General features: G+C 59.7%; 19 protein-coding genes. 11 read left to right on the top strand and 8 right to left on the bottom strand.

What is annotated here, in order from left to right; genetic code table 11:
* Positions 1 to 31: 31 nt before the first annotated feature.
* Positions 32 to 610: a Fe-S biogenesis protein NfuA gene (nfuA, locus tag KUV52_RS18565; RefSeq protein ID WP_222527439.1), complete on the bottom strand. Its 579-nt coding sequence runs from the start codon at positions 608 to 610 to the stop codon at positions 32 to 34.
* Positions 611 to 775: 165 nt separating this feature from the next.
* Here nfuA and KUV52_RS18570 point away from each other — a divergent pair, with 165 nt between their 5' ends.
* Positions 776 to 3286 carry a M14 family zinc carboxypeptidase gene (locus KUV52_RS18570; RefSeq protein ID WP_222527440.1) on the top strand — a complete coding sequence of 837 codons (2511 nt, stop codon included), beginning with the start codon at positions 776 to 778 and terminating at the stop codon, positions 3284 to 3286.
* Between the two features lies 1 nt (position 3287).
* Here KUV52_RS18570 and KUV52_RS18575 read toward each other — a convergent pair whose 3' ends face one another.
* The gene (locus KUV52_RS18575; RefSeq protein WP_222527441.1) at positions 3288 to 4010 is read right to left on the bottom strand and encodes a ComF family protein; all 723 of its coding nucleotides are present in this window, start codon (positions 4008 to 4010) and stop codon (positions 3288 to 3290) included.
* Here KUV52_RS18575 and bioH point away from each other — a divergent pair.
* Positions 4009 to 4803 carry a pimeloyl-ACP methyl ester esterase BioH gene (gene bioH / locus KUV52_RS18580; RefSeq protein WP_222527442.1) on the top strand — a complete coding sequence of 265 codons (795 nt, stop codon included), beginning with the start codon at positions 4009 to 4011 and terminating at the stop codon, positions 4801 to 4803. The genes KUV52_RS18575 and bioH overlap by 2 nt on opposite strands.
* 35 nt (positions 4804 to 4838) lie before the next feature.
* A complete protein-coding gene (locus KUV52_RS18585; protein ID WP_222527443.1) occupies positions 4839 to 5306 on the top strand; it encodes a hypothetical protein in 468 nt (155 codons plus the stop codon).
* On the opposite strand, the gene KUV52_RS18590 is transcribed toward KUV52_RS18585, so the two are convergent.
* Entirely contained in the window at positions 5303 to 5881 is a 579-nt protein-coding gene (locus KUV52_RS18590) for an outer membrane beta-barrel protein (RefSeq protein ID WP_222527444.1), read from the bottom strand. The two genes, KUV52_RS18585 and KUV52_RS18590, sit on opposite strands and share 4 nt — an antisense overlap.
* An 82-nt stretch (positions 5882 to 5963) precedes the next feature.
* Positions 5964 to 6917 (bottom strand): LysR family transcriptional regulator, encoded by a 954-nt coding sequence (locus tag KUV52_RS18595; RefSeq protein WP_222527445.1) that lies wholly within the window; start codon positions 6915 to 6917, stop codon positions 5964 to 5966.
* Between the two features lie 304 nt (positions 6918 to 7221).
* On the opposite strand from KUV52_RS18595, the gene KUV52_RS18600 reads away from it, so the two are divergent.
* Positions 7222 to 7971: a hypothetical protein gene (locus KUV52_RS18600; RefSeq protein ID WP_222527446.1), complete on the top strand. Its 750-nt coding sequence runs from the start codon at positions 7222 to 7224 to the stop codon at positions 7969 to 7971.
* A 9-nt stretch (positions 7972 to 7980) separates the two neighbouring features.
* Complete coding sequence (locus KUV52_RS18605) at positions 7981 to 8154, top strand: hypothetical protein (RefSeq protein WP_222527447.1); 174 nt, start codon at positions 7981 to 7983, stop codon at positions 8152 to 8154.
* 46 nt (positions 8155 to 8200) lie between these two features.
* Here the strand turns inward: KUV52_RS18605 and KUV52_RS18610 are convergent, their stop codons facing one another.
* Positions 8201 to 10525, bottom strand: coding sequence for a Tex family protein (locus KUV52_RS18610; RefSeq protein ID WP_222527448.1), 2325 nt, complete (start codon positions 10523 to 10525; stop codon positions 8201 to 8203).
* A 101-nt stretch (positions 10526 to 10626) separates the two neighbouring features.
* Here KUV52_RS18610 and greB point away from each other — a divergent pair, with 101 nt between their 5' ends.
* From greB to envZ, 3 genes are read left to right on the top strand one after another with little or no spacing between them, the layout of a single operon-like run.
* Entirely contained in the window at positions 10627 to 11112 is a 486-nt protein-coding gene (gene greB / locus KUV52_RS18615; protein WP_222527449.1) for a transcription elongation factor GreB, read from the top strand.
* 11 nt (positions 11113 to 11123) lie between these two features.
* Entirely contained in the window at positions 11124 to 11846 is a 723-nt protein-coding gene (gene ompR, locus KUV52_RS18620) for a two-component system response regulator OmpR (protein ID WP_222527450.1), read from the top strand.
* Entirely contained in the window at positions 11846 to 13159 is a 1314-nt protein-coding gene (gene envZ, locus KUV52_RS18625) for a two-component system sensor histidine kinase EnvZ (RefSeq protein WP_222527451.1), read from the top strand. The genes ompR and envZ overlap by 1 nt, the downstream gene beginning before the upstream one ends.
* 53 nt (positions 13160 to 13212) lie before the next feature.
* Here the strand turns inward: envZ and KUV52_RS18630 are convergent, their stop codons facing one another.
* From KUV52_RS18630 to hslR, 3 genes are all read right to left on the bottom strand, one after another.
* Positions 13213 to 14799: a phosphoenolpyruvate carboxykinase gene (locus KUV52_RS18630; RefSeq protein WP_315900217.1), complete on the bottom strand. Its 1587-nt coding sequence runs from the start codon at positions 14797 to 14799 to the stop codon at positions 13213 to 13215.
* Between the two features lie 126 nt (positions 14800 to 14925).
* Positions 14926 to 15786, bottom strand: coding sequence for an Hsp33 family molecular chaperone HslO (hslO, locus tag KUV52_RS18635; RefSeq protein ID WP_409996490.1), 861 nt, complete (start codon positions 15784 to 15786; stop codon positions 14926 to 14928).
* A 4-nt stretch (positions 15787 to 15790) separates the two neighbouring features.
* Positions 15791 to 16198: a ribosome-associated heat shock protein Hsp15 gene (gene hslR, locus KUV52_RS18640; RefSeq protein ID WP_222527454.1), complete on the bottom strand. Its 408-nt coding sequence runs from the start codon at positions 16196 to 16198 to the stop codon at positions 15791 to 15793.
* Between the two features lie 211 nt (positions 16199 to 16409).
* Here hslR and gspC point away from each other — a divergent pair, with 211 nt between their 5' ends.
* From gspC to gspE, 3 genes are read left to right on the top strand one after another with little or no spacing between them, the layout of a single operon-like run.
* Complete coding sequence (gene gspC, locus KUV52_RS18645; protein ID WP_222527455.1) at positions 16410 to 17339, top strand: type II secretion system protein GspC; 930 nt, start codon at positions 16410 to 16412, stop codon at positions 17337 to 17339.
* Between the two features lie 24 nt (positions 17340 to 17363).
* Complete coding sequence (gene gspD / locus KUV52_RS18650) at positions 17364 to 19520, top strand: type II secretion system secretin GspD (RefSeq protein WP_222527456.1); 2157 nt, start codon at positions 17364 to 17366, stop codon at positions 19518 to 19520.
* Positions 19521 to 19566: 46 nt separating this feature from the next.
* A complete protein-coding gene (gene gspE / locus KUV52_RS18655; RefSeq protein WP_315900216.1) occupies positions 19567 to 21057 on the top strand; it encodes a type II secretion system ATPase GspE in 1491 nt (496 codons plus the stop codon).

Consider the following 21057-nt stretch of genomic DNA (forward strand, 5'->3'; position numbering starts at 1 on the left):
AGGCCGGCGTTGAGGTTTCTGAGCGGATGCCTCAGAAGTAGGAGTGCTCGCCGTGCTCGTGCTCGGTGACATCCTTAACGGCGGTCAGCTCACCAGCGAACTCTTCCAGCAGCTGCTTCTCGATGCCATCCTTCAGGGTGACGTCCACCATGGAGCAGCCGTTACAGCCGCCGCCAAACTGGATAACCGCGATGCCTTCCTCGGTCAGTTCCATCAGGGTGATGTAACCGCCGTGGCCGGCCAGTTGCGGGTTTACCTGAGATTGGATCACGTACTCAACACGGTCACGCAGCGGCGCGTCGTCGGCCACTTTGCGCATCTTGGCGTTCGGGGCCTTCAGGGTCAGTTGGCTGCCCAGTTGGTCGGTCACGTAGTCGATCAGGGCTTCTTCCAGGAAGGGAGCGCTCTTCTCGTCCACCATGGCATTAAAGCTTTCGAACGGCAGCTCGATGTCATCCGCTTCCACGGCATCCGGCGGGCAGTAGGAAACACCGCACTCCGCTTGCGGGGTGCCCGGATTAATCACGAAAACACGGATGTTGGTGCCTTCCGGCTGGGAAGACAGCAGTTTGGCAAAATGGGCCTGAGCGGCTTCGGTAATGGTGATCATACTGGCTCTCTTAAAACCTGAGCTTTTGACTCGGATATCTCATGATAACCGGATTGAGCCGCCGATTATAGAGTCAGAGATTGAAGCCGGTCACGGTTTATTGGCTAGGGCGTAGGGCGATTGTTACACTTCGTGGTCATAACGATAACAACCGGTTCATGGACGATGAAGAAACTGATAGCGATTGGGGCACTGTTTTTTGCCCTTGCCTTACCCTCTCAGGCAGCTGATCCCCTGGCCACTCTGGCCCCCGATACCCCCTATCTGGATACGCTTCCGACGCCGTCACAACACTTTCGTGGTGACATTGGTGAGCGTCACCTTCGATATGATGAAGTGAGTGCCTACTTTCATAAGTTGGCGGATAACAGTGCGCGAATGACGCTGGAGAACATCGGTTTCAGCCATCAGGGACGCCCCCAGTGGGCGGCGATCATTACCAGCGAAGCCAACCACCAGCGACTTGATGAGATTCTGGCGCAGCGGGCCCGCGTCGCGCAGGGAGAGAGGGTGAACGGGCCGGTTGTGATCTGGCTGGCGTACTCCATTCACGGCGATGAGGCCAGTGGTCTCCACGCCAGTCCGCTGTTCGCTTACCACTTGGCAGCTGGTCAGTCGGCGGAGGTCAAGCGTTGGCTGGAGGAGGCGATCATCATCATCACGCCGAGTCAAAATCCGGATGGTAATGACCGCTTCAGCAACTGGGTGAACGGCTACCGTGGCGCGGTGCCCAGTGGCCATAACTACCATCGTGAGCATTTCCAGGGCTGGCCTTCGGGTCGGGTCAACCACTACTGGGCAGATCTGAACCGCGATTGGCTCTACCAGGCGCACCCGGAAAGCCGGGGAAGGGTGGCCTTCTTCCAGCGCTGGCAGCCCCATGTAGTCAGTGACTATCACGAGATGGGGCATCAGAGCAGTTACTTCTTCCAGCCGGGCGTGCCGGATCGCACCCACCCGCTGACTCCGAAGGAGAATCAGACACTGACGGCACGCATCGCGGATCACCATGCGCGGGCATTGGATGCTTTGTATCAGCCCTATTTTTCCCGGGAGTCTTTCGACGACTTCTACTACGGCAAGGGCTCTACCTATCCGGACATCAATGGGTCCGTTGGCATCCTGTTTGAACAGGCCACCGCCCGTGGCCTTCATCGTGACAGTGAGCGGGGCGAGGTCACACTGGCGCTGGGGGTCCGAAACCATCTGGCTACCTCCTTCTCCACCGTACGAGGCGCATTGGCGGAAGCCGGGACACTCGCCCGCTATCAGCAGCAGTTCTTTCAGGACGCACTGGAAGCGGGACGGGACCGTCGTGGTGCCGGTTATCTGGTCTCGGCACGGGGAGACCGCAACCGATTGAACGCCTTTGCGACCATCCTGGCCAGTCACCGGGTGCGTTACGCCTATCTGCAAGACGCCGTTGAATCGAATGACCAGATGTTTGCCCCCGGTGATCTCTTTATCCCCTTTGCTCAGCCTCAGTACCGTTTGCTGGAGGCGCTATTTGATGAGCGTACCGAGTTTGCTGACAACACCTTCTATGATGTGTCGGCCTTCTCCGCGGAACTGGCGTTTGACCTGAATCGGGCCGAGGTGCGACGCGCCCCTCCGACTCAGGAGCAGGCCCCGCAGTTGGCGGCAATCCAGTATGAGCAACCCGCGCTGCAGTGGCTGATCCCCTGGGGAGACCGACTGGCACCTGCCGCGCTGAACCGGCTGCTGGAAGCCGGATATCGGGTGCGCTTTGCGGAAAGTGGTGGGCGTGTTCACGGACGCCAGGGCGCGATCGACTACGACGCGGGCGCGTTGACCATTCTGGGCAACCAGCCTGACCTGGCGTCTGCCCTAAAGGGGATTGAGCAGGAGTTCGGCGTGCAGGCCTATCCGGTGGTCGCCGGTCAGGCGATTGAGGGAGCGGATCTGGGCAGTCGTCGCTTCCATGCGGTGAAAGCGGTGAAGCCGGCGATCCTGGTGGGCCGGGATGTCAGCCAGTACGAGGCGGGCATGCTCTGGTACTACCTGGACCAGATCCTGGGCATCGAAACCGTGTTGCTGGATGGCGAGTACTTCAACCGGGCGCCGCTCTCTGAATTTACCCACCTGTTCCTTGTGGATGGGGCCTACAGCAAGATGAGGGGCGCCAAAGCGGTAATCGACCCCTTTGTTCGTGATGGCGGCACCGTGGTGGCCTGGAAGCGCGGAGTTGCCAAACTGGCCCAATGGGAGATGGTGAGTGTCGGCGTCAATCAGCGCAGCTTCTTTGCGCCGGAGTTCGCCCATGCTGGCGACCAGATCGCCTTTGCCCAACGGGACCAGGACGATGCCCGCCGCACCATTGGTGGCGCCATTGTGAGTTGGAAGCTGGACACCACGCATCCGCTGGCGTTCGGTCTGAGCGAGGCGCTGCCGATGATGAAAAATCGGGAGTTGTCACTGGTGCCAAAAGCCGATGTGGGTCGCACCGTTGCCCGTTATGACGAATCCCTGCTGCTGTCCGGCTATATGGCCCCTGAATATCAGAAGGCGCTTTCCGAAGAGGTGGCGGCGCATGTTCAGTCTGCGGGTTCGGGTCAATATGTGCTGCTGGCGGACAACCCGCTGTTCCGTAACTTCTGGCTTGGCGGTGAGAAGCTGGTGGCCAATAGCTTGTTCCTGGTGCCTGCGCTGAACTGATTCAATGCAGGGCGCTTGCCAACGCCCAATACTGGCTAACGGAGTGGCCCTGGCGTCTGAGTGTGGCGGCCAGGGTCGCAAAGGTGGTGCCGGTGGTGACGACATCGTCCACCAGGGCTAGATTGGTCAGTCTGGGCCCCGCCAGTACCGCAAAGCTGCCCTTGAGGTTACGACGTCGGTCAGCGCCGCTGAGGCCATGCTGATCCTGCGTTTGGCGTTGCTTAATCACCCGCCCCTCGATTACCGGAAGATTCAGCCTTTTTCCCAGAGCCCGGGCAATCAGCACACTGTGGTTAAACCCCCTTGTCGGCAGTTTGGAGGGGTGCATGGGCACCGGCAACAAAGCGTCCGGTCGGGGAATGGCGCCCAGTGACCAAAGCGTTTCCAATCGCTGTGCCAGCGCCTCGGTGAGGGGAGGCAGCAGACTCAGGCGCCGCTGGATCTTGATCGCCCCGGCCAGGTAACCCAGCGGGTGATGATAGGGGTAGGCGCACACCAGTGGCCGCCACCGCTTTTTGCTGAGACAGCGGCCACAGCGCCAGGGGACGGGTGCCGGCATGGGGCGGCTGCACCCCAGACAGAGCGGACCGGGCTCCCCATCTGCCAAACAGACCTCGCACAGACCCTGGCCCTCGCTGCAGGGTTGCTGACACAGCAAGCAGCGGTTGGGTAAACTGCGCTCCATCACGCCAAGCAGGCGCTTCAGCCAAAAGGAAACGTCCATGTCCATCCACTCCAGACTATCGAACCCCTCACTGCATGTTCAGTGGCATGGAGCGGGTGCGCCTCTGTTGCTGCTTCATGGCTGGGGGATGAACGGTGCCGTTTGGCAGAGCATCACGGCGGATTTGGCGGCTGCCGGGTTTCGGGTTGGTCTGGTGGACCTGCCCGGTTTCGGTCACTCAGCGCCACTGCCTGGGGCCCGGCTGGCTGAGTTGGCGAAGGCGGTGCTGACCGAGGTGCAGGCTCCGACGCATCTGCTCGGCTGGTCTCTGGGCGGGTTGGTGGCGACTCAGATGGCGCTGTTGGCACCGGAGCGGGTAGCCAGTTTGGTCACGGTGGCCAGCTCTCCTGCATTTCAGGCGGCGGAAGGGTGGGGCGGCATCAAGCCTGAGGTGCTCAGTCAGTTTGGTGAGCAACTGGCGGCGGATCTGCCCCGAACCCTGGAGCGGTTTCTGGCACTGCAAGCGATGGGGTCGGCCACGGCCCGGGAGGACGTTCGCGTGTTGCGTGCGGCTATCGCGCAATCTCCAGCCCCGGATGCAGAAGCGCTGGCGGATGGGTTGGCGATCCTGAGAGAGGCGGATCTTCGCTCCAGAGTGGCCGGGATAAGGCCGCCCTGGCTGCGTCTTTATGGTCGGCTTGATGGCCTGGTGCCCGCCCGGACCGTGGCTCAGGTGGATGCTATGGCGCCACAATCTCAGTCGGTGATACTGCCTAAAGCGTCTCATGCGCCCTTTATTTCTCATCGGGAGCAAACCCTGTCCGAACTGAAAAGGTTTTACCTAACCCTTTGATCGGTTGATAATTGACCAGGGAGGTGTCCAATCACATGTTCCTGGTTTCCAATTTTCCCAATGTTCCTATCGCCACCACCAATCCCGCCACGGAAAGTGCGCAGCGGGAGGCGGCGGCGCGGGTGCCGATCAGCCGGCCGGAGCCGCTGCTGAAGAGTGCTGCGGAACGGGCGTTGGATCCGGAGCGGGATCGAACCCGGATTGCGACAAAGGGCTTTGATGAGCCTGAGAAGGAGCAGGCTCAGCGCGACGGCGATGAGGACACGGAGTCTGGCCAGCAGGGCAAAGAGGGACCGCTGAACTGGCGCGATGCGCTGGCACAGGCGCGTCCGGTGATGGAGCGTCCTGGTACCCGCCGACAGTCAGAAAGGGAGGCGCCGATCAGCCATCCCGCGGTGAACCTGGATAAGGCCGCCTACGCGCACTTTGAGCAGATTGTTCGCCACTACTACGACCGTGTGGCCCAGCCTCGCACACCGCCCCTGTTTGAGGCCCGTACTTAGAAGGTGTAGCGCAGCCCTGCGCTAAATCCGGACATCGTTTGCAGGTAATCGCTGTAGCCGCTCTCCATCAGAAATGTGTGCAGCGAGTAGTCCAGGGTGAGAGCCAGTTTGGGGTGAAAGCGCCACGCCAGGCCCGCACCAAAGTGAAAATTTCCGCCCCCGCTGGCCGTATCCAGGCGAGCCCCCCCTTCCCAGAGGATCGCTTTCTGCTCCAGCAGCACAACGCCAAGACCGGCCCGGCCATAGACCTCCCATTGTTGCCCCAGCATGGTGTGAAAACGGGCGGTGGTGGTCAGACTGTGGAAGGTGTCCCGCCAGTAGTGAAACACCGAATCCTGGATCTCATAGTTGCCGAGGTAGTTGTAGTGAACCTCAATATCGATCCAATCGTTTACTGGAGCGGCGCTATAGAGCCCCCAGGAGAACGCCTGCTGGTCGAATCGGTAATCGTCGTAGAGCCCATCCGTGTCATAGGTCACCTGGCCGAAGTGAATGCCCAGCTTTTTGTCTTCCAGCCAGGAAGCCTGGGCGGAGCAGGTGAGCATCAGGATGGTCATCGCGAGCAGAGTACGCATTGATAAGCCTCGTTACCGAAAAGGAATCGCAGGGTACGGAATCGGCAGAGGCGGAGCTAATGATCCTTTTTGAAGGGCCTGATTAAGGCAATTTATCAGCCATCTCCAATGGCGTTCGACGGGCACGAATGGTCTCTGCCAGCTGTTCAATCAGCCAAAGGGTGATGGTGGGGTGCTGATGGCCCCGGTGGTAGTACGCGAACATGTCGACGGCGAGGAATTTAGGGTCCACATCCAATTCTATTGCCCGGAACTCAGGCCGGTGAAAGGGCAGCATCATCACACTGTGTGGAAAGAAGTAGTCGTGCTGCCTTAACACATCCAGAACGGCAGAGACGGAGGAACTGCGAAAGCGCACATTGGCACTTTGCCCATGTGCATTCAGAACCGTTTTGATGATGGGTTCGCGATCAGTTATACCGGGGTTGAACAGGCAGGCCAGGCCCCAGGGCGAGAGTTGTTCAGGGGTGATGCTGTCACCTTTATAGGGATGGCTATCGTGCACCATCAGTACGCCGAGGTCCCAGCCCAGCGGCGCAGCGATCAGCTCTTTGGAGCGGTGGGGAAAGTCGATGTTTACCCCCACATCAATCTCGCCATTCAGCAGCTTTACCGGGGTCTCGGCGGTCCACTCCAACAGCTCAACGGTGGCGTTGGGGGCAGCATGGCACAACCGGTTGAAAAGCCCGGCCCCAAAATAGTGTGCCAGGTGGGGGGCCAGCGCGACGCGCAACGTGGTGTCCAACTGCAGAGGATCAAACTCATTGCTGTCATTCACGGCTTCAGCGAGTCCGGCCAGCACCGGCTTCAGTCTCTCCAGCAGGCTGCGGGCAAACTGGGTCGGCTTCATGCCATCGGGCACCTTGATAAACAGTTCATCTTCGAAATGGTGGCGTAGGCGCTGCAGCGCATGGCTGACGGCGGGCTGGGTCACATGCAGTCGCGTGGCGGCCCGCCGCATATTGCCCTCCTGAGCGAGCACCTGAAAGGTGCGCAGCAGGTTGAGGTCCAGATTGCTAAAGCGGTCTTTTGACATATCGGAAATCGCACGGACGAGGTTGCGTGATAAGGCTAGCTTATCACGCCGGTTCGGTGACAGTTATCATCCCGTTCAAATAAAGATTAATCCTTAAAAAACATTGCCATAGTTACTTGCGATTGGCGTTGGCAGAGCGCTGGCCCCATTTGGACTTCAAACTCCCGACTCCCTGATTTGCGGCAATATTTCCGGTCTGTAGAGTGTGCTCCGACAACTCTGCGCAACCCAAGGAAACAGGGGACAATTGGGGCCCACCGGCACAGGAGGAGAGCCGGTCTGCCCATCAGTTAGGAGCCTATCCATGAACAAAACGGCCATTCTGACCGCGACTCTGATGATCAGCCCCCTTGCCGTGGCGGAGGTACCCCATACCTTTTCCGCTGGTACGCCCGCTAAAGCCGCGGAGGTCAATGCGAACTTTCAGCACGTCAGCAGCGCCAATGCGGCAACAGCCGAGCAACTTGACCAGCTTGAGGATTACGTTGCCAAGATGGGAGAGGCCATCAGTGCCCTGAATGACCATCTGTTTCCTGAGCGCTCCTACCTCTGCCACACCGGCTTGCCAGTTGGCATCCGTGACCACTTTGGCGGTGTGCCCTTTATCAACGCCAGCTTCACTCTGGTGGACAGTGAGGGGACCGTATTGCCGCTTTACCTGATGGTGCCTGAGCAGCCCATGGCGCCCCGAGGTCAGCGGGCAGACCTGATGGTGACGGACTTTGCCGGCTACAGCGCCAATCTGGACTTCTGTGGTTATCCGGCCCGCCTGGATAACGTGTTTCGTACCGATTACGACCTGAGCCAGCCCGATGGTGTGGTGGTGACCTTCTACACCGAAACCCAACTCCAGGTGAACAATCCGGACAGTGCAACCCCGCTCTTCACCAATTCAGTGCGGTTTGAGCTGGGCCGGGCGATGATGCCGAAAGCGGGTTCAGGTCGATATGAACTGACCCCGGCAGACCTGCCAAGTGTCGAGGCCGTTGCCGAAGCGCTGAAGGCGGGTTACCAGGTTTACTTCCACTCCACCCTGAAGCCGGTAAACCAGTAAGGGGGCGCCATGAGACCGTTTTTTCTGCTGGCTGCGGCAATGATGCTGGCCGCTTGCGGTTCCGATGCGGGGGACCGTGAAAGTGGCCCGTCACCGGTGCAGCCGATTGAACCACCGCCGCCAGGCACCGAAGTGGTGCTGATCTGGGATGAACAGAACTGGGATCAGGCCGACTGGCAGTAACCGTTAAAAAGAAAAGCCGCCTGAACAGGCGGCTTTCTTGTTGGCGTTACCGACGCTTTTTGGCGTTGGCAAAGGCGTCGGCAAAGGCCCCGGAGAGCCCACCGCCGTTCTGCGCCGGACGCTGGCCACGCTGCTCTTTGCGAGGGGCACGCTCCTGACGCTCCCGGCCACCACTGCGCTGACTGCGCTGCTCGCCGGGTTGATCGTCCAGACGCATGGAGAGGCCGATGCGCTGACGCGGCACGTCCACCTCCATCACTTTCACTTTGACCACATCGCCGGCTTTCACCACGGTTCGCGGGTCGTCCACAAACTTATTGGACAGGGCACTGATGTGCACCAGGCCATCCTGATGCACGCCGATGTCCACAAAGGCGCCAAAGTTGGCCACGTTGGTGACCACGCCCTCCAGCACCATGCCAGGTTCCAGATCCGACACCTTCTCCACTCCCTCCGCAAAGGCGGCGGTTTCGAACTGGCCCCGCGGATCGCGACCCGGCTTATCCAGTTCCTTCAGGATGTCGGTGACGGTGGGCAGACCAAAGCGCTCATCAGTAAAGTCGGCAGCACGCACCTGTTGCAGCGCGCCTGAGTTGCCGATCAGTTCGCTCACGGCTACACCGGTGTGCGCACTGATCTTCTCCACCACCGGGTAGGCTTCCGGGTGCACACCGGAGCCGTCCAGCGGATTGTCGCCACCGGCGATGCGGAGGAAGCCGGCACACTGCTCATAGGCTTTGGGCCCCAGTCGGGCCACTTTCAGCAACTGTTTGCGATTGGTGAAACGGCCATGTTCATCCCGGAACTGGATGATGTTCTGAGCCAGGGTCCGGCTCAGGCCAGCAACGCGGGTCAGCAGCGGGACAGAGGCGGTGTTCAGATCCACCCCAACGCCGTTTACGCAATCCTCCACCACCGCGTCGAGGGAGCGGGCCAGTTGGGTTTGGCTGACATCATGCTGGTACTGGCCCACACCGATCGATTTGGGTTCGATCTTGACCAACTCCGCGAGCGGATCCTGCAGGCGCCGACCGATGGAGACGGCACCGCGCAGTGCCACATCCAACTGCGGGAACTCCAGGGCGGCGGTTTCGGAAGCCGAATATACGGAGGCCCCTGCTTCGCTCACCATGACCTTGGTCAGGCCCGGCTTTTTCAGGGCTTTGATCAACTCCCCGGCCAGTTTGTCGGTTTCCCGGGAAGCGGTGCCGTTGCCAACGGCAATCAACTCCACGTTGTACTGGGTCACCAGTTTGGCCAGGGTGGCCAGGGCATCGTTCCAGCGTTTCTGCGGAGCGTGGGGGTAGATGGTGTCAGTGGCGACCAGCTTACCGGTGCCGTCCACCACCGCCACTTTACAGCCGGTACGTAGGCCCGGGTCGAGGGCCAGAGTCGGGCGCATGCCGGCCGGAGCGGCCATCAACAGGTCGGAGAGGTTTTCGGCGAACACCTTGATGGCATCGGTTTCAGCCCGCTCGCGCAGGTCACCCAGCAGTTCAGTCTCCATCGCCAGGCTGATTTTGACCCGCCAGGTCCACTGGCACAGCTGCTGCAGCCAGCGCTCACCCGGGGCATTGCCGGTCGGGATATCGAAGTGACGGGCGATGATCTGCTCGCAGTAGGAGCTGCGATCCCCCTCCTCTTTGCCCGGATCCGCCTCCAGCGCCAGGGTCAGAACGCCTTCGTTGCGGCCACGCAGCATCGCCAGAGCGCGGTGAGAGGGCGCTTTGGCCCAGGGCTCCGCATGGTCGAAGTAATCCTGAAACTTGGCGCCAGCCTGTTCCTGACCGGTGATGACCTGGCTTTTCAGGTGGGCGTTTTGCTTGAGGTGCTGACGAATGGCGGCCAGTAGGGTGGCGTCTTCCGCAAAACGCTCCATCAGAATGGCGCGGGCGCCATCCAGGACCGCTTTGGTGGTGTCAAAACCCGCTTCGGCATTGAGGTAACTCTCTGCCACGGCTTCCGGGTCCTGTCCCGGGTTGTCAAACAGGGTATCGGCCAGGGGAGAGAGCCCTGCCTCAATGGCGATCTGCCCTTTGGTACGGCGCTTGGGCTTGTAGGGCAGGTAGAGATCTTCCAGAGCGGTTTTGGTGTCGGCGCCGAGAATGGCGTCGCGCAGCGTGTCCGTCATCTTACCCTGGTCCTCAATGGACTTGAGGATCGCGTTGCGGCGATCACCCAGTTCCCGCAGGTAGGAGAGTCGGGTTTCCAGAGTACGCAGTTGGGTGTCATCCAGGGTGCCGGTCACCTCTTTACGGTAACGGGCGATAAAGGGCACGGTGGCACCTTCATCCAACAGAGTGATGGCGGCTTGAACCTGCTGAGAGCGGACACCCAGTTCCTGGGCAATGAGGTGTGAAATCTGTTCCATAGCGTCAATACTTGCGTTCACCCGCGTGGGCGGGATACAAACGGAAAATGACGGTCACCTTAGCACAGGGACCGCGACGGTTTTTAACGGATTTTGTGTGAATGAAAAAGGCAGATCTGATCACCAAGGAAGGCTGGAACGCACTGGAAGCGGAACTGAAATATCTGTGGAAGGAGGAGCGTCCCCGCGTGACTCAGGCGGTGTCTGACGCTGCGGCGTTGGGAGATCGGAGTGAAAACGCCGAGTACATCTACGGTAAAAAGCGCCTGCGTGAGATTGACCGGCGGGTGCGCTTTCTGTCCAAACGGATGGAGGTGCTTCGCGTGGTTGAGCCGGACCGCCGCCAGGAGGGCAAAGTCTATTTTGGCGCTTGGGTGGAGCTTGAGAATGACGACGGTGACCAGAAACGCTATCGCCTGGTGGGGCCGGATGAGTTCAATGTGAGGGAGGGTAAGATCAGCATCGACTCTCCGTTGGCTCGTGCGTTGCTCGGTAAAGAGGTCGACGATGAGATCCGGGTCCGCACACCCAATGGCGACCAACTGTTTTATATTAATGCGATACGTTACAAAGCGTTCGAGGACTGAGGGGGTTAGGGATGAATCAGGAGACCACGAAGGTCTTGGTCGTTGACGACGACATGCGGTTAAGGAATTTGCTGGAGCGGTATCTGGTGGAGCAGGGATTCCAGGTACGTTCTGCCGCAGACTCTGAGCAGATGGATCGCCATCTGGAGCGGGAAAATTTCCACCTGCTGGTGCTGGATCTGATGCTGCCGGGCGAGGATGGCCTCTCCATCTGCCGGCGGTTGAGACAGAAAGGCAACGAGATCCCGATTGTGATGCTGACCGCCAAGGGCGACGAGGTGGACCGCATCATCGGACTGGAGCTGGGCGCGGATGATTATCTGCCCAAGCCCTTCAACCCCCGTGAACTGCTGGCCCGCATCAAGGCGGTACTGCGCCGCCGTCCCGCTGAAGTGCCGGGCGCGCCCTCGCAGGAGGAAACGGAGGTGCTGTTTGGCGACTACCGCTTGAACCTGGCGACCCGCGAGATGTTCCGTGGGGACGAGCCGGTGGCGCTGACCTCGGGTGAGTTTGCAGTACTGAAGGTACTGGTCAGCAATCCTCGTGAGCCAATGAGCCGCGATAAGCTGATGAACCAGGCCCGGGGACGGGATTACAGCGCTCTGGAGCGCTCCATCGACGTGCAGGTATCCCGTCTGCGCCGTCTGATTGAGGAGGATCCCTCCAACCCGCGTTACATCCAGACCGTCTGGGGGCTCGGCTACGTGTTTGTGCCCGACGGCAGCGCTCGCTAGTGCGCTGGCGGCTGCTTCCCCGCAGTAACTTTGGTCAGACGGTACTGCTGATCGGCTGTCTGCTGCTGATCAATCAGCTGGTTTCCTATGTGTCGGTGGCGGTTTACGTGATAAAGCCGTCCACCCAGCAGATCAACCAGTTGCTGGCCCGTCAGGTGGAATTGGTGTTCCGCGACCTGCAGTTGGACCTGGATACCCTGACTCCGCTCGACGCGCTGCGCGAGAAGCTGGCGGAAGGGCAGTATATGGAGGCTTTCTCCATTCCCCAGGCGCGAGCCGAGGGGCTGGATGAAGCCACCTACTACCGCATCCTCTCTGACCAGATGAGTGAGTATCTCGGCGGTGACGCTGAGGTACGAATCGCTGGTGGTGAGCAGTACCAGATCTGGATCCGCCCCCCTCAGGCGCCTCAGATCTGGCTTCGGGTGCCCCTGTCCGGCTTTGATGAATCCAAGATCAATCCACTGACCATCTACCTGATGGTGATCGGTGCCCTCTCGGTATTGGGGGGATGGTGGTTTGCTCGTCTGCAGAGTCGTCCTCTGAGGCGATTGCAGCGAGCGGCACTTCAGGTGTCCCGGGGCCGTTTCCCCAAGGCATTGCCGCTGTCTGGCTCTGCCGAGGTGGTAGAGGTGACCAAAGCCTTCAACCAGATGGCCCGCTCAATGGCGGAACTGGAAGCGGACCGTAACCTCCTACTGGCGGGGGTTTCCCATGATCTCCGTACGCCTCTGACCCGGATCCGTCTCTCTACCGAGATGATGAGTAAGGAGGATGCCTTCCTGAAAGAGGGTATCGAGGCAGACATCGATGATATGAACGCCATCATCGATCAGTTCATCGCCTTTATCCGGGGTCATCAGGATGAAGCGATGCAGGTGCAGAGCGTGGATGAACTGCTGCATGACGTGGCTCAGCAGGAGGAGGTCAGGGGGCAGGAGATTGAACTGGCGCTAGGGAATACTCCCGGCATCAAGCTGCAACCGGTGGCGATCAAACGGGTGATCACCAATCTGGTGGAGAACGGTTTGCGCTACGGCAACGGCTGGCTTCGCTTGAGCTCCGGCGTGGAGAGGGGCTGGGTCTGGTTCAAGATTGAGGACAATGGCGCGGGAATCCCGCTGGACCGCCTGGATGAGCTGTTTCAGCCCTTTAAACAGGGTGACATCGCACGAGGTGGCGCCGGGTCCGGATTGGGGCTGGCCATCGTTAAGCGCATCGTGGATGGCCACGGTGGCGAGATCCATGTGGCCAACCGGCCCCGGGGAGGGCTGGAAGCTAAGGTGCGATTGCCATCGGATGGTGGCGAGTAACCCAATAAGAAAGCCGCTCATTTGAGCGGCTTTTTGCTGCTTATCCGGTGGGATTACAGCTTGGGACCTGCGGCAACGATCGCATCGGAAACGTCGTACTTGGCGAAGTTCTGTTGGAACTCAGCGGCAAGTTGACGTGCGAACTGATCGTATTTGTCCGCGTCTGTCCAGGTCTGCTTCGGATTCAGCAGTGCCGGGTCGACACCGGGGATCGCCTTGGGTACAGAGAGGTTCAGAATCGGCAGGGCTTCTGTTTCCACTTCCGCCAGTGCGCCGGAGACAATGGCGTCAACGATGGCCCGGGTGGTGGGGATGTCGAAGCGCTGCCCTTCACCGTAGGGGCCGCCAGTCCAGCCGGTGTTGACCAGGTAAACCTGGCTGCCGAACTGTTCAATGCGCTCCATCAGCAACTCGGCGTATACGCCCGCCGGGCGGGGGAAGAAGGGGGCACCAAAGCAGGTGGAGAAGGTGGACTCGATGGCGGCGCTGGAGCCGATCTCAGTGGAGCCGACTTTGGCGGTGTAGCCGGACAGGAAGTGGTATGCGGCAGCCTCTTTGGACAGCTTGGCGACCGGAGGCAGCACACCGGATACATCGCAGGTCAGGAACACCACAGCACTGGGCTCGGCGCCACGATTGATCTCCACGCGCTGAGCGATGTGCTCCAGCGGATAGGCGGCACGACTGTTCTGGGTCTTGCTGCTGTCGGTGTAATCCGGCGTACGCAGGCCATTGAGCACCACGTTCTCCAGAACGCTGCCAAAGCGGATGGCATCCCAGATCACCGGCTCGTTTTTCTGAGACAGGTCGATGCACTTGGCATAGCAACCGCCCTCAATATTGAAAACGCCACCGGGCGCCCAGCCGTGCTCATCGTCGCCAATCAGGAAGCGTTTGGGATCGGCAGAAAGGGTGGTTTTCCCAGTGCCGGAGAGACCGAAGAACAGTGTGGTGTCGCCAGCTTCACCCACGTTGGCGGAGCAGTGCATCGGCAGTACGCCTTTGGCCGGCAGCAGGAAGTTCTGAACAGAGAACATCGATTTTTTCATCTCGCCGGCGTAACGCATCCCTGCCAGCAGCACTTTGCGCTGAGCAAAGTTGATGATCACGGTGCCGTCGGAGTGGGTGCCGTCCCGCTCAGGGTCACATTGAAAACTGGGGACGTTCAGGATCTGCCATACCGGTTTGTTGGCCCGGTTGAACTGCTCGGGAACGATAAACAGGTTGCGGGCAAAGAGTTGATGCCAGGCGGTCTCGGTACGAACTGAGAGGGGTTGGTAGTGATCGTCATCGGCGCCCACTTCCAGTTCGGAGAGGAAGTGATCCTGACCATCCAGGTGCGCTTCCACCCTCTGCCAGAGCGCATCAAACTGGGCCGCATCAAAGGGACGGTTTACGTTGCCCCATTCGATATCGGCGGCGGTGGAGGGCTCCTGAACAATAAAGCGGTCCTTGGGGGAGCGGCCGGTACGATGTCCGGTTTCCACGACTAATGCGCCATTGTCCGCAAGGCTGCCTTCCTTGCGCGCCAGGGCGGCCTCAACCAGCTCAGCGCTGGAGAGGTTTTGCCAGATCACTGACATAGATAACTCCTCGGTCCATTTAGTGAGTAATTCGGGCGATTCCGATCGCCTCTTAATTGGCCAGAAAGTGTATCTCAGTGTGGCAGTTGGTGCGACCAGCGTGATGGCTATCACATTATATCGGGTGTAAAAAAAGCAGGGCGTGACCCTGCTTTTTGTGTTCTCCGGGATAAGTACCCGGGATCAGTGCTGAGTTTGGGAGGTGTCGCTGCCACCCTGAGTCAGCGCGCCGATGTCCACCGCATCGAAACGGTACTGGGCGCCACAGTAGTCGCAGTGCATGGCGATCTCACCCTGCTCTTCGATGATGGCGTTCAGTTCGGCGTGGTCGATGGTAGAGAGGGCCGCCAGGCTGCGCTCATGGGAGCAACCGCAGCGGAACTCAACGTCGGAGGGTTCAAACACCTGAACGGACTCCTGGTGGTAGAGGCGATGCAGTACCTCCTCTGCCTCCAGACCAAACAGCTCTTCCGCTTTAATGGTGTCGGTCAGGCTTTCCAGATGCTCAAACTCCACATCCGCCTGGACATTGCTCGCTGGCATCTCCTGCAGCAGCATGCCTGCGGCATGCTCACCATTGGCGTGAAGCCACAGGCGGGTGCGCAGCTGCTCGGACTGGGCAAAGTATTGCTCCAGACAGGCGGCCAGGGTCGGTTCGGTCAGGGCAACAACACCCTGGTAGCGCTCACCCTCTTTCGGGGTGATGGTGATCACCAGATGGCCTTTGCCCACCATCTGTTGCAGATCCCCATCAGGGACCTCGCCCTCAAAACGGGCGACACCACGCAGGGACTGGTTGTGAGTCCCATTGATCACTACCAGACGCAGCGGGCCTTCGCCCTGGATCTGTACGGCAATCTCCCCTTCGAATTTCAGGATGGCGGTCAGCAGGGAGGTTGCTGCCAGCATCTCGCCCAGCAAACGCTGAACCGGGGCCGGGTACTCATGGCCGCTCAGCATCTGTTGGTAGCTTTCATTCAGTTGCACCAGTTCGCCGCGGACATCGGCCTGATCGAACAGGTAGCGATACAGCTTGTCAGTCATCGTCTTACTCATCCTGGTTTTTAAAGCGAAGCAGGGCTCGGCGCTGCTTCTTGTCCGGCCGGCTGGCTCGGGGGTCGGCGTCAGCCATCAGGCGACGTTGCTCAGCCCGCTCAATGCGGCGGGCAATACTGTCCTCGGTCTCTTCGTACAGGGCTTGTGCCAACGGGGCGCTCAGTCGTTTCTCTGATAAACCCTTAACCACCAACTCCTTTTCGTCGTGCCCTTGCCAAAGCGTCAGGGTGGCGCCGACCTCAATCTTCCTGCCCGGCTTACAGCGCTGGCCATTAACCTGCACTTTTCCGCCGTTGATCATCTCCGTCGCCAGGCTTCGCGTCTTGTAAAAGCGTGCAGCCCAGAGCCATTTATCGAGACGAACTCCAGTAATGGACTCATTTAATGATGGTTTTGACACAAAATCCCCCTACGCTTAAGGAACCGAGTCTTCTTGGGTGCCCCAAAAAAGGGGCGGACAAGCTAGCATAATCGCCGGTTTTGTGCCATTTCCCCAGTATTGCCTCTCCTTGGCTTGTTGGGGGGTGAGGCGTAAGTTAGCATGATACAAGCACATTTATTGGACATGACCGACGAGTGACCGTCGGCGTGTGGACACAGTTTCCGAACGCATGGACTACTCAATCGCGATCCAGCGAATGCTGGCAAAGGTGCCCCAGGCGGCACTGGCTAAGGCTCTTACTCTGGGTCTGGCGCTCTACGCTTTGTATCTGGCGGCGCTGATCACCTGGCAACTGGTGCCTCTGCCTGAGCAAACCGCCCCGGCCTGGCGTCCTACTCCCGCTGCCCAGAGTGGCGCCTCGTCGTCCGCCTCTCTGGACGGCCTCATCTCCCTCTCTCTGTTCGGTACACCGGATAAGAGCGCTGAATCCGCCAAACCGGCAGAGCCGGTTCAGCGTGACCTGATCACCGATGCTCCCAAAACCACTCTGCGCATTCTGCTGACCGGCCTGGTCGCCAGCAGTGTTGAGGAGCGCGGTATTGCGATTATTGAAAGCGGCGGCAGTCAAGAAACGTACGGCATTGGCGATAAGATCAAGGGCACCAGTGCCAGCCTTCACGAAGTGTATGCGGATCGCGCCATCATTCTGAATCAGGGCCGGTATGAAACCCTGATGTTGGATGGGGTCGAGTACACCCGAGAGATGTCCTCAGAAACCCAGCGCCTCCGTGAGCAACCTCAGGCTGAGGTGGACATGCGGGACGACGCTGAGACTGCTCAGGCTCTGGAAGAGGCCCGTGAAGCGATGCTGAATGATCCCGGAAAGCTTCAGGACTACCTGTCGATCTCTCCGGTACGGGACCAGGAAACCGGTGGTCTCCGTGGCTATCGGTTGAACCCGGGCAAGAACCGTGAGGTTTTCATGCAGTCAGGTTTGCAACCTAATGATCTCGCAGTCTCTATGAACGGCTATGATCTCACCAACATGGGAGAATCGATGCAGATTCTTTCCCAATTGGCTGAGCTCGAAGAAGTATCCCTGATGGTAGAACGAGAGGGGCAGTTGACCGAAGTCCTGTTCGCTCTGCCCACGCAATAAAAGAATCAAGGCGAAGGAAGCACAATGACCAACATGCAGCGTCGACTGCCCTGGGTGCGCAATAGCATTGCCGCTGGCCTGCTGGCTGGCATGGCCGCCATTGGGGGCGGAGCCCTGGCTGCGGATGCGCAGTACGCGGCCAACTTCAAAGGCACGGACATTCAGGAATTCATCAACATCGTTGGGAAAAACCTGAATCGCACCATCATCGTTGACCCCACAGTGCGGGGCAAAATCAACGTCCGCAGTTACGATCTTCTCAGCGAAGAACAGTATTACCAGTTCTTTCTGAGTGTGCTCCAGGTCTACGGTTACGCCGTGGTGGAGATGCCTGGCACCAACATCATCAAGGTGGTGAAGGACAAGGACGCCAAGGATTCCAATATTCGCGTCGCGGATGACCAGTATCCCGGTGATGGGGATGAGATGGTCACCCGCATCGTGCCGCTCTACAACGTCGAGGCCAAGCAGTTGGCCCCGCTGCTGCGCCAGCTCAACAACAACGCTGGTGGCGGTAACGTGGTGAACTACGACCCCTCCAACGTGCTGATGATCACCGGCCGCGCAGCGGTGGTGAACAAGCTGGTTGAGATCGTGAAGCGGGTTGATCTGCAGGGCGACACCAAGGTGGAAGTGGTTCGTCTGGCCTACGCCTCTGCGGGTGAGATGGTACGCATCATCGACGCGCTCTATCGGGGTACCGGTCAGCAGGCCAGTACCGGCACCGGCTCCATCCCCAAGGTAGTGGCGGATGAGCGCACCAACTCCGTGGTGATCTCCGGCGACGAGCGCGCCCGTGAGCGGGCGGCAGCCTTGGTTCGTGAGCTGGACCAGGAGATGAAGAACTCCGGCAACACCAAGGTGGTCTACCTCAAGTACGCCAAGGCGGAAGACCTGCAGGAGGTGCTCTCTGGTTTTGCGGAAAGCCTGCAAACGGAAGAGGCGGGTGCCCAGACTCAGCGCCGTCGCAGCAACGAAATCACCATCATGGCGCATGCGGATTCCAATGCTCTGGTGATCAACGCTCAGCCAGACCAGATCCAAACTCTGGAAAGCGTGATCCGTCAACTCGATATCCGCCGTGCCCAGGTGCTGGTGGAAGCGATCATTGTTGAGATCGCCGAGGGGGATGAAGTGGGCTTTGGTGTCCAGTGGGCCTCAGCCGATGGCGGCCTGATCCAGTACAACACCTTCGGCACCACCATTGGTGAAGTGGGTGCAGGGATCTGGGATGCCCGGGATGTGCCCGGTACCATTGTGTGTTCCGACAATGGCACCTGTACCCAGAACCCTGATCAGGATGGTGACATCACCACCCTGGCGGCAGCCCTGTCCAAGGTTAACGGCATGGCCTGGGGTGTGGCGATGGGTGACTTCGGTGCCCTGATTCAGGCGGTGGCAGCGGATTCCAACTCCAACGTCCTGGCCACCCCCTCCATCACCACCCTGGATAACCAGGAAGCCAGCTTTATCGTGGGTGATGAAGTGCCGGTGATCACCGGTTCCACCTCCGGCTCCAACAACGATAACCCCTTTACCACCGTTGAGCGGAAAGAGGTGGGGATCAAGCTGAAGGTGACTCCGCAGATCAATGAAGGCAACGCGGTACAGCTGGAGATTGAACAGGAGGTCTCCAACGTCAATGGCCGTACTGCCGTGGACGTGACCTTCGGTAAGCGTACCCTGACCACCACCGTTCTGGCGGATTCCGGTGAGACCGTGGTGCTGGGCGGCCTGCTCAACGAAGATGTGCAGGAGAGCGTGTCCAAGGTGCCGATTCTGGGTGATATCCCGGTGATTGGTCACCTGTTCAGCTCCACCAGCTCCAAGAAAACCAAACGTAACCTGATGATCTTCATCAAGCCCACCATCATTCGGGATGGCCCGAGCATGTCGGGCATTGCGGGTCGTAAGTACAACTATTTCCGTGCCCGACAGCTGGAGCAGGCGGAACGTGGCATCAATCTGATGCCCAATACCGACGTGCCGATTCTGGAAGAGTGGGTGGTGCCGGATGGCATGAGCCCCGAGATCCACGACATCCTGATGCGCCACCAGAGCGGTGAATCGATGGCTACGCCGATCCGCGATCAGAACGAGTGGATGCAGAAGGCGCTCGATGGCTCGGCCAAGGGCGAAACGGCGACCGAAACGCCGGTCGAGGAGAAGCAGGATGACTGAGGCGGAGCGCCAGGAAACCCTGGCTGAACTGCCTGAAGTGGCTGATATGGCCGAGGCGGCTCCCCCGGGACGTCTGCCCAGGCTGCCCTTTGCCTTTGCCCGTCGTCATGGCGTGATGCTGGTGCCTGAGGATGAGGCTCTGGTGCTGTGGTACAGCCCCAGCGCCCGCCCCAAAGCACTGCTGGAAGCGCGCCGTCTGGCGGGCAAGCCGGTGACCCTTAACGGGGTCGAGAGCAACGCCTTTGACCTCAAGCTGACCGAACTCTACCAGCAGGACTCCTCAGAGGCGCAGCAGCTGATGGAGGACATTGGGAAGGACGACGATCTCGCGTCTCTGGCGGATGAACTGCCGGAAACCGAAGACCTGCTGGATGCGGACGACGATGCGCCCATCATTCGGCTGATCAACGCCCTGCTGTCTGAATCCATCAAGCTGGGCGCGTCCGATATCCATGTCGAGACCTATGAGAAGGAGCTGGTGGTGCGCTTCCGCATCGACGGCGTTCTTCAGGAAGTGCTCAAGCAGCAGCGCAAGATCGCGCCGCTGCTGGTTTCCCGTATCAAGGTGATGGCCAAACTGGACATCGCCGAGAAGCGGGTGCCCCAGGATGGCCGTATCTCTCTGCGCATCGGCGGCCGAGCCGTGGATGTGCGGGTGTCCACCATGCCCAGTTCCCGCGGTGAGCGGGTGGTGATGCGTCTGCTGGATAAGAACCAGTCGGTGCTGAACCTCGAACAGCTGGGGATGGCAGAGGGGATCCGGGGCCAGTTCAACAGCCTGATCCGCCGTCCTCACGGCATCCTGCTAGTGACCGGTCCCACCGGTTCCGGTAAATCCACCACGCTGTATGCCGGTCTGACCGAGATCAACAGCCGGGATCGCAATATCCTGACGGTGGAAGACCCGATCGAATACGAGCTGGAGGGGATTGGTCAGACTCAGGTGAACACCAAGGTGGACATGACCTTCGCCCGGGGGTTGCGCGCCATTCTGCGTCAGGATCCTGATGTGGTGATGGTGGGTGAGATCCGGGACCTGGAAACCGGCCAGATTGCCGTTCAGGCCTCTTTGACCGGTCACCTGGTACTCTCCACATTGCACACCAACACCGCTTCCGGTGCCATCACCCGTTTGCAGGATATGGGGATCGAACCTTTCCTCATCTCCTCCTCGCTGCTTGGTGTTCTTGCTCAGCGACTGGTGCGGACCCTCTGCCCTGAGTGTAAGACCCCTTACCAGCCGAATGCCCGAGAGCGGACGCTGCTGGAACTGGGCCATGGCGAGCAGCCGACCATCTTCAAGGCGAAGGGGTGTGAACACTGTAACTTCAGTGGCTATAAGGGCCGGACAGGCATCCATGAGCTGCTGGTGGTGGACGACACCATTCGCGAACTGATCCATGGTGGCCGGGGCGAACTGGCCATCGAAAAACACGTACGCCAGACCACGCCTTCCATCCGTCAGGATGGATGTGGAAAAGTCCTCGCCGGGATGACCACCTTGGAGGAAGTGCTGCGGGTGACTCGGGAGGAGTAA

Origin of the sequence: Ferrimonas balearica, from assembly GCF_019802055.1 — a bacterium.
Taxonomy (GTDB): Bacteria; Pseudomonadota; Gammaproteobacteria; order Enterobacterales; family Shewanellaceae; genus Ferrimonas; species Ferrimonas balearica_A.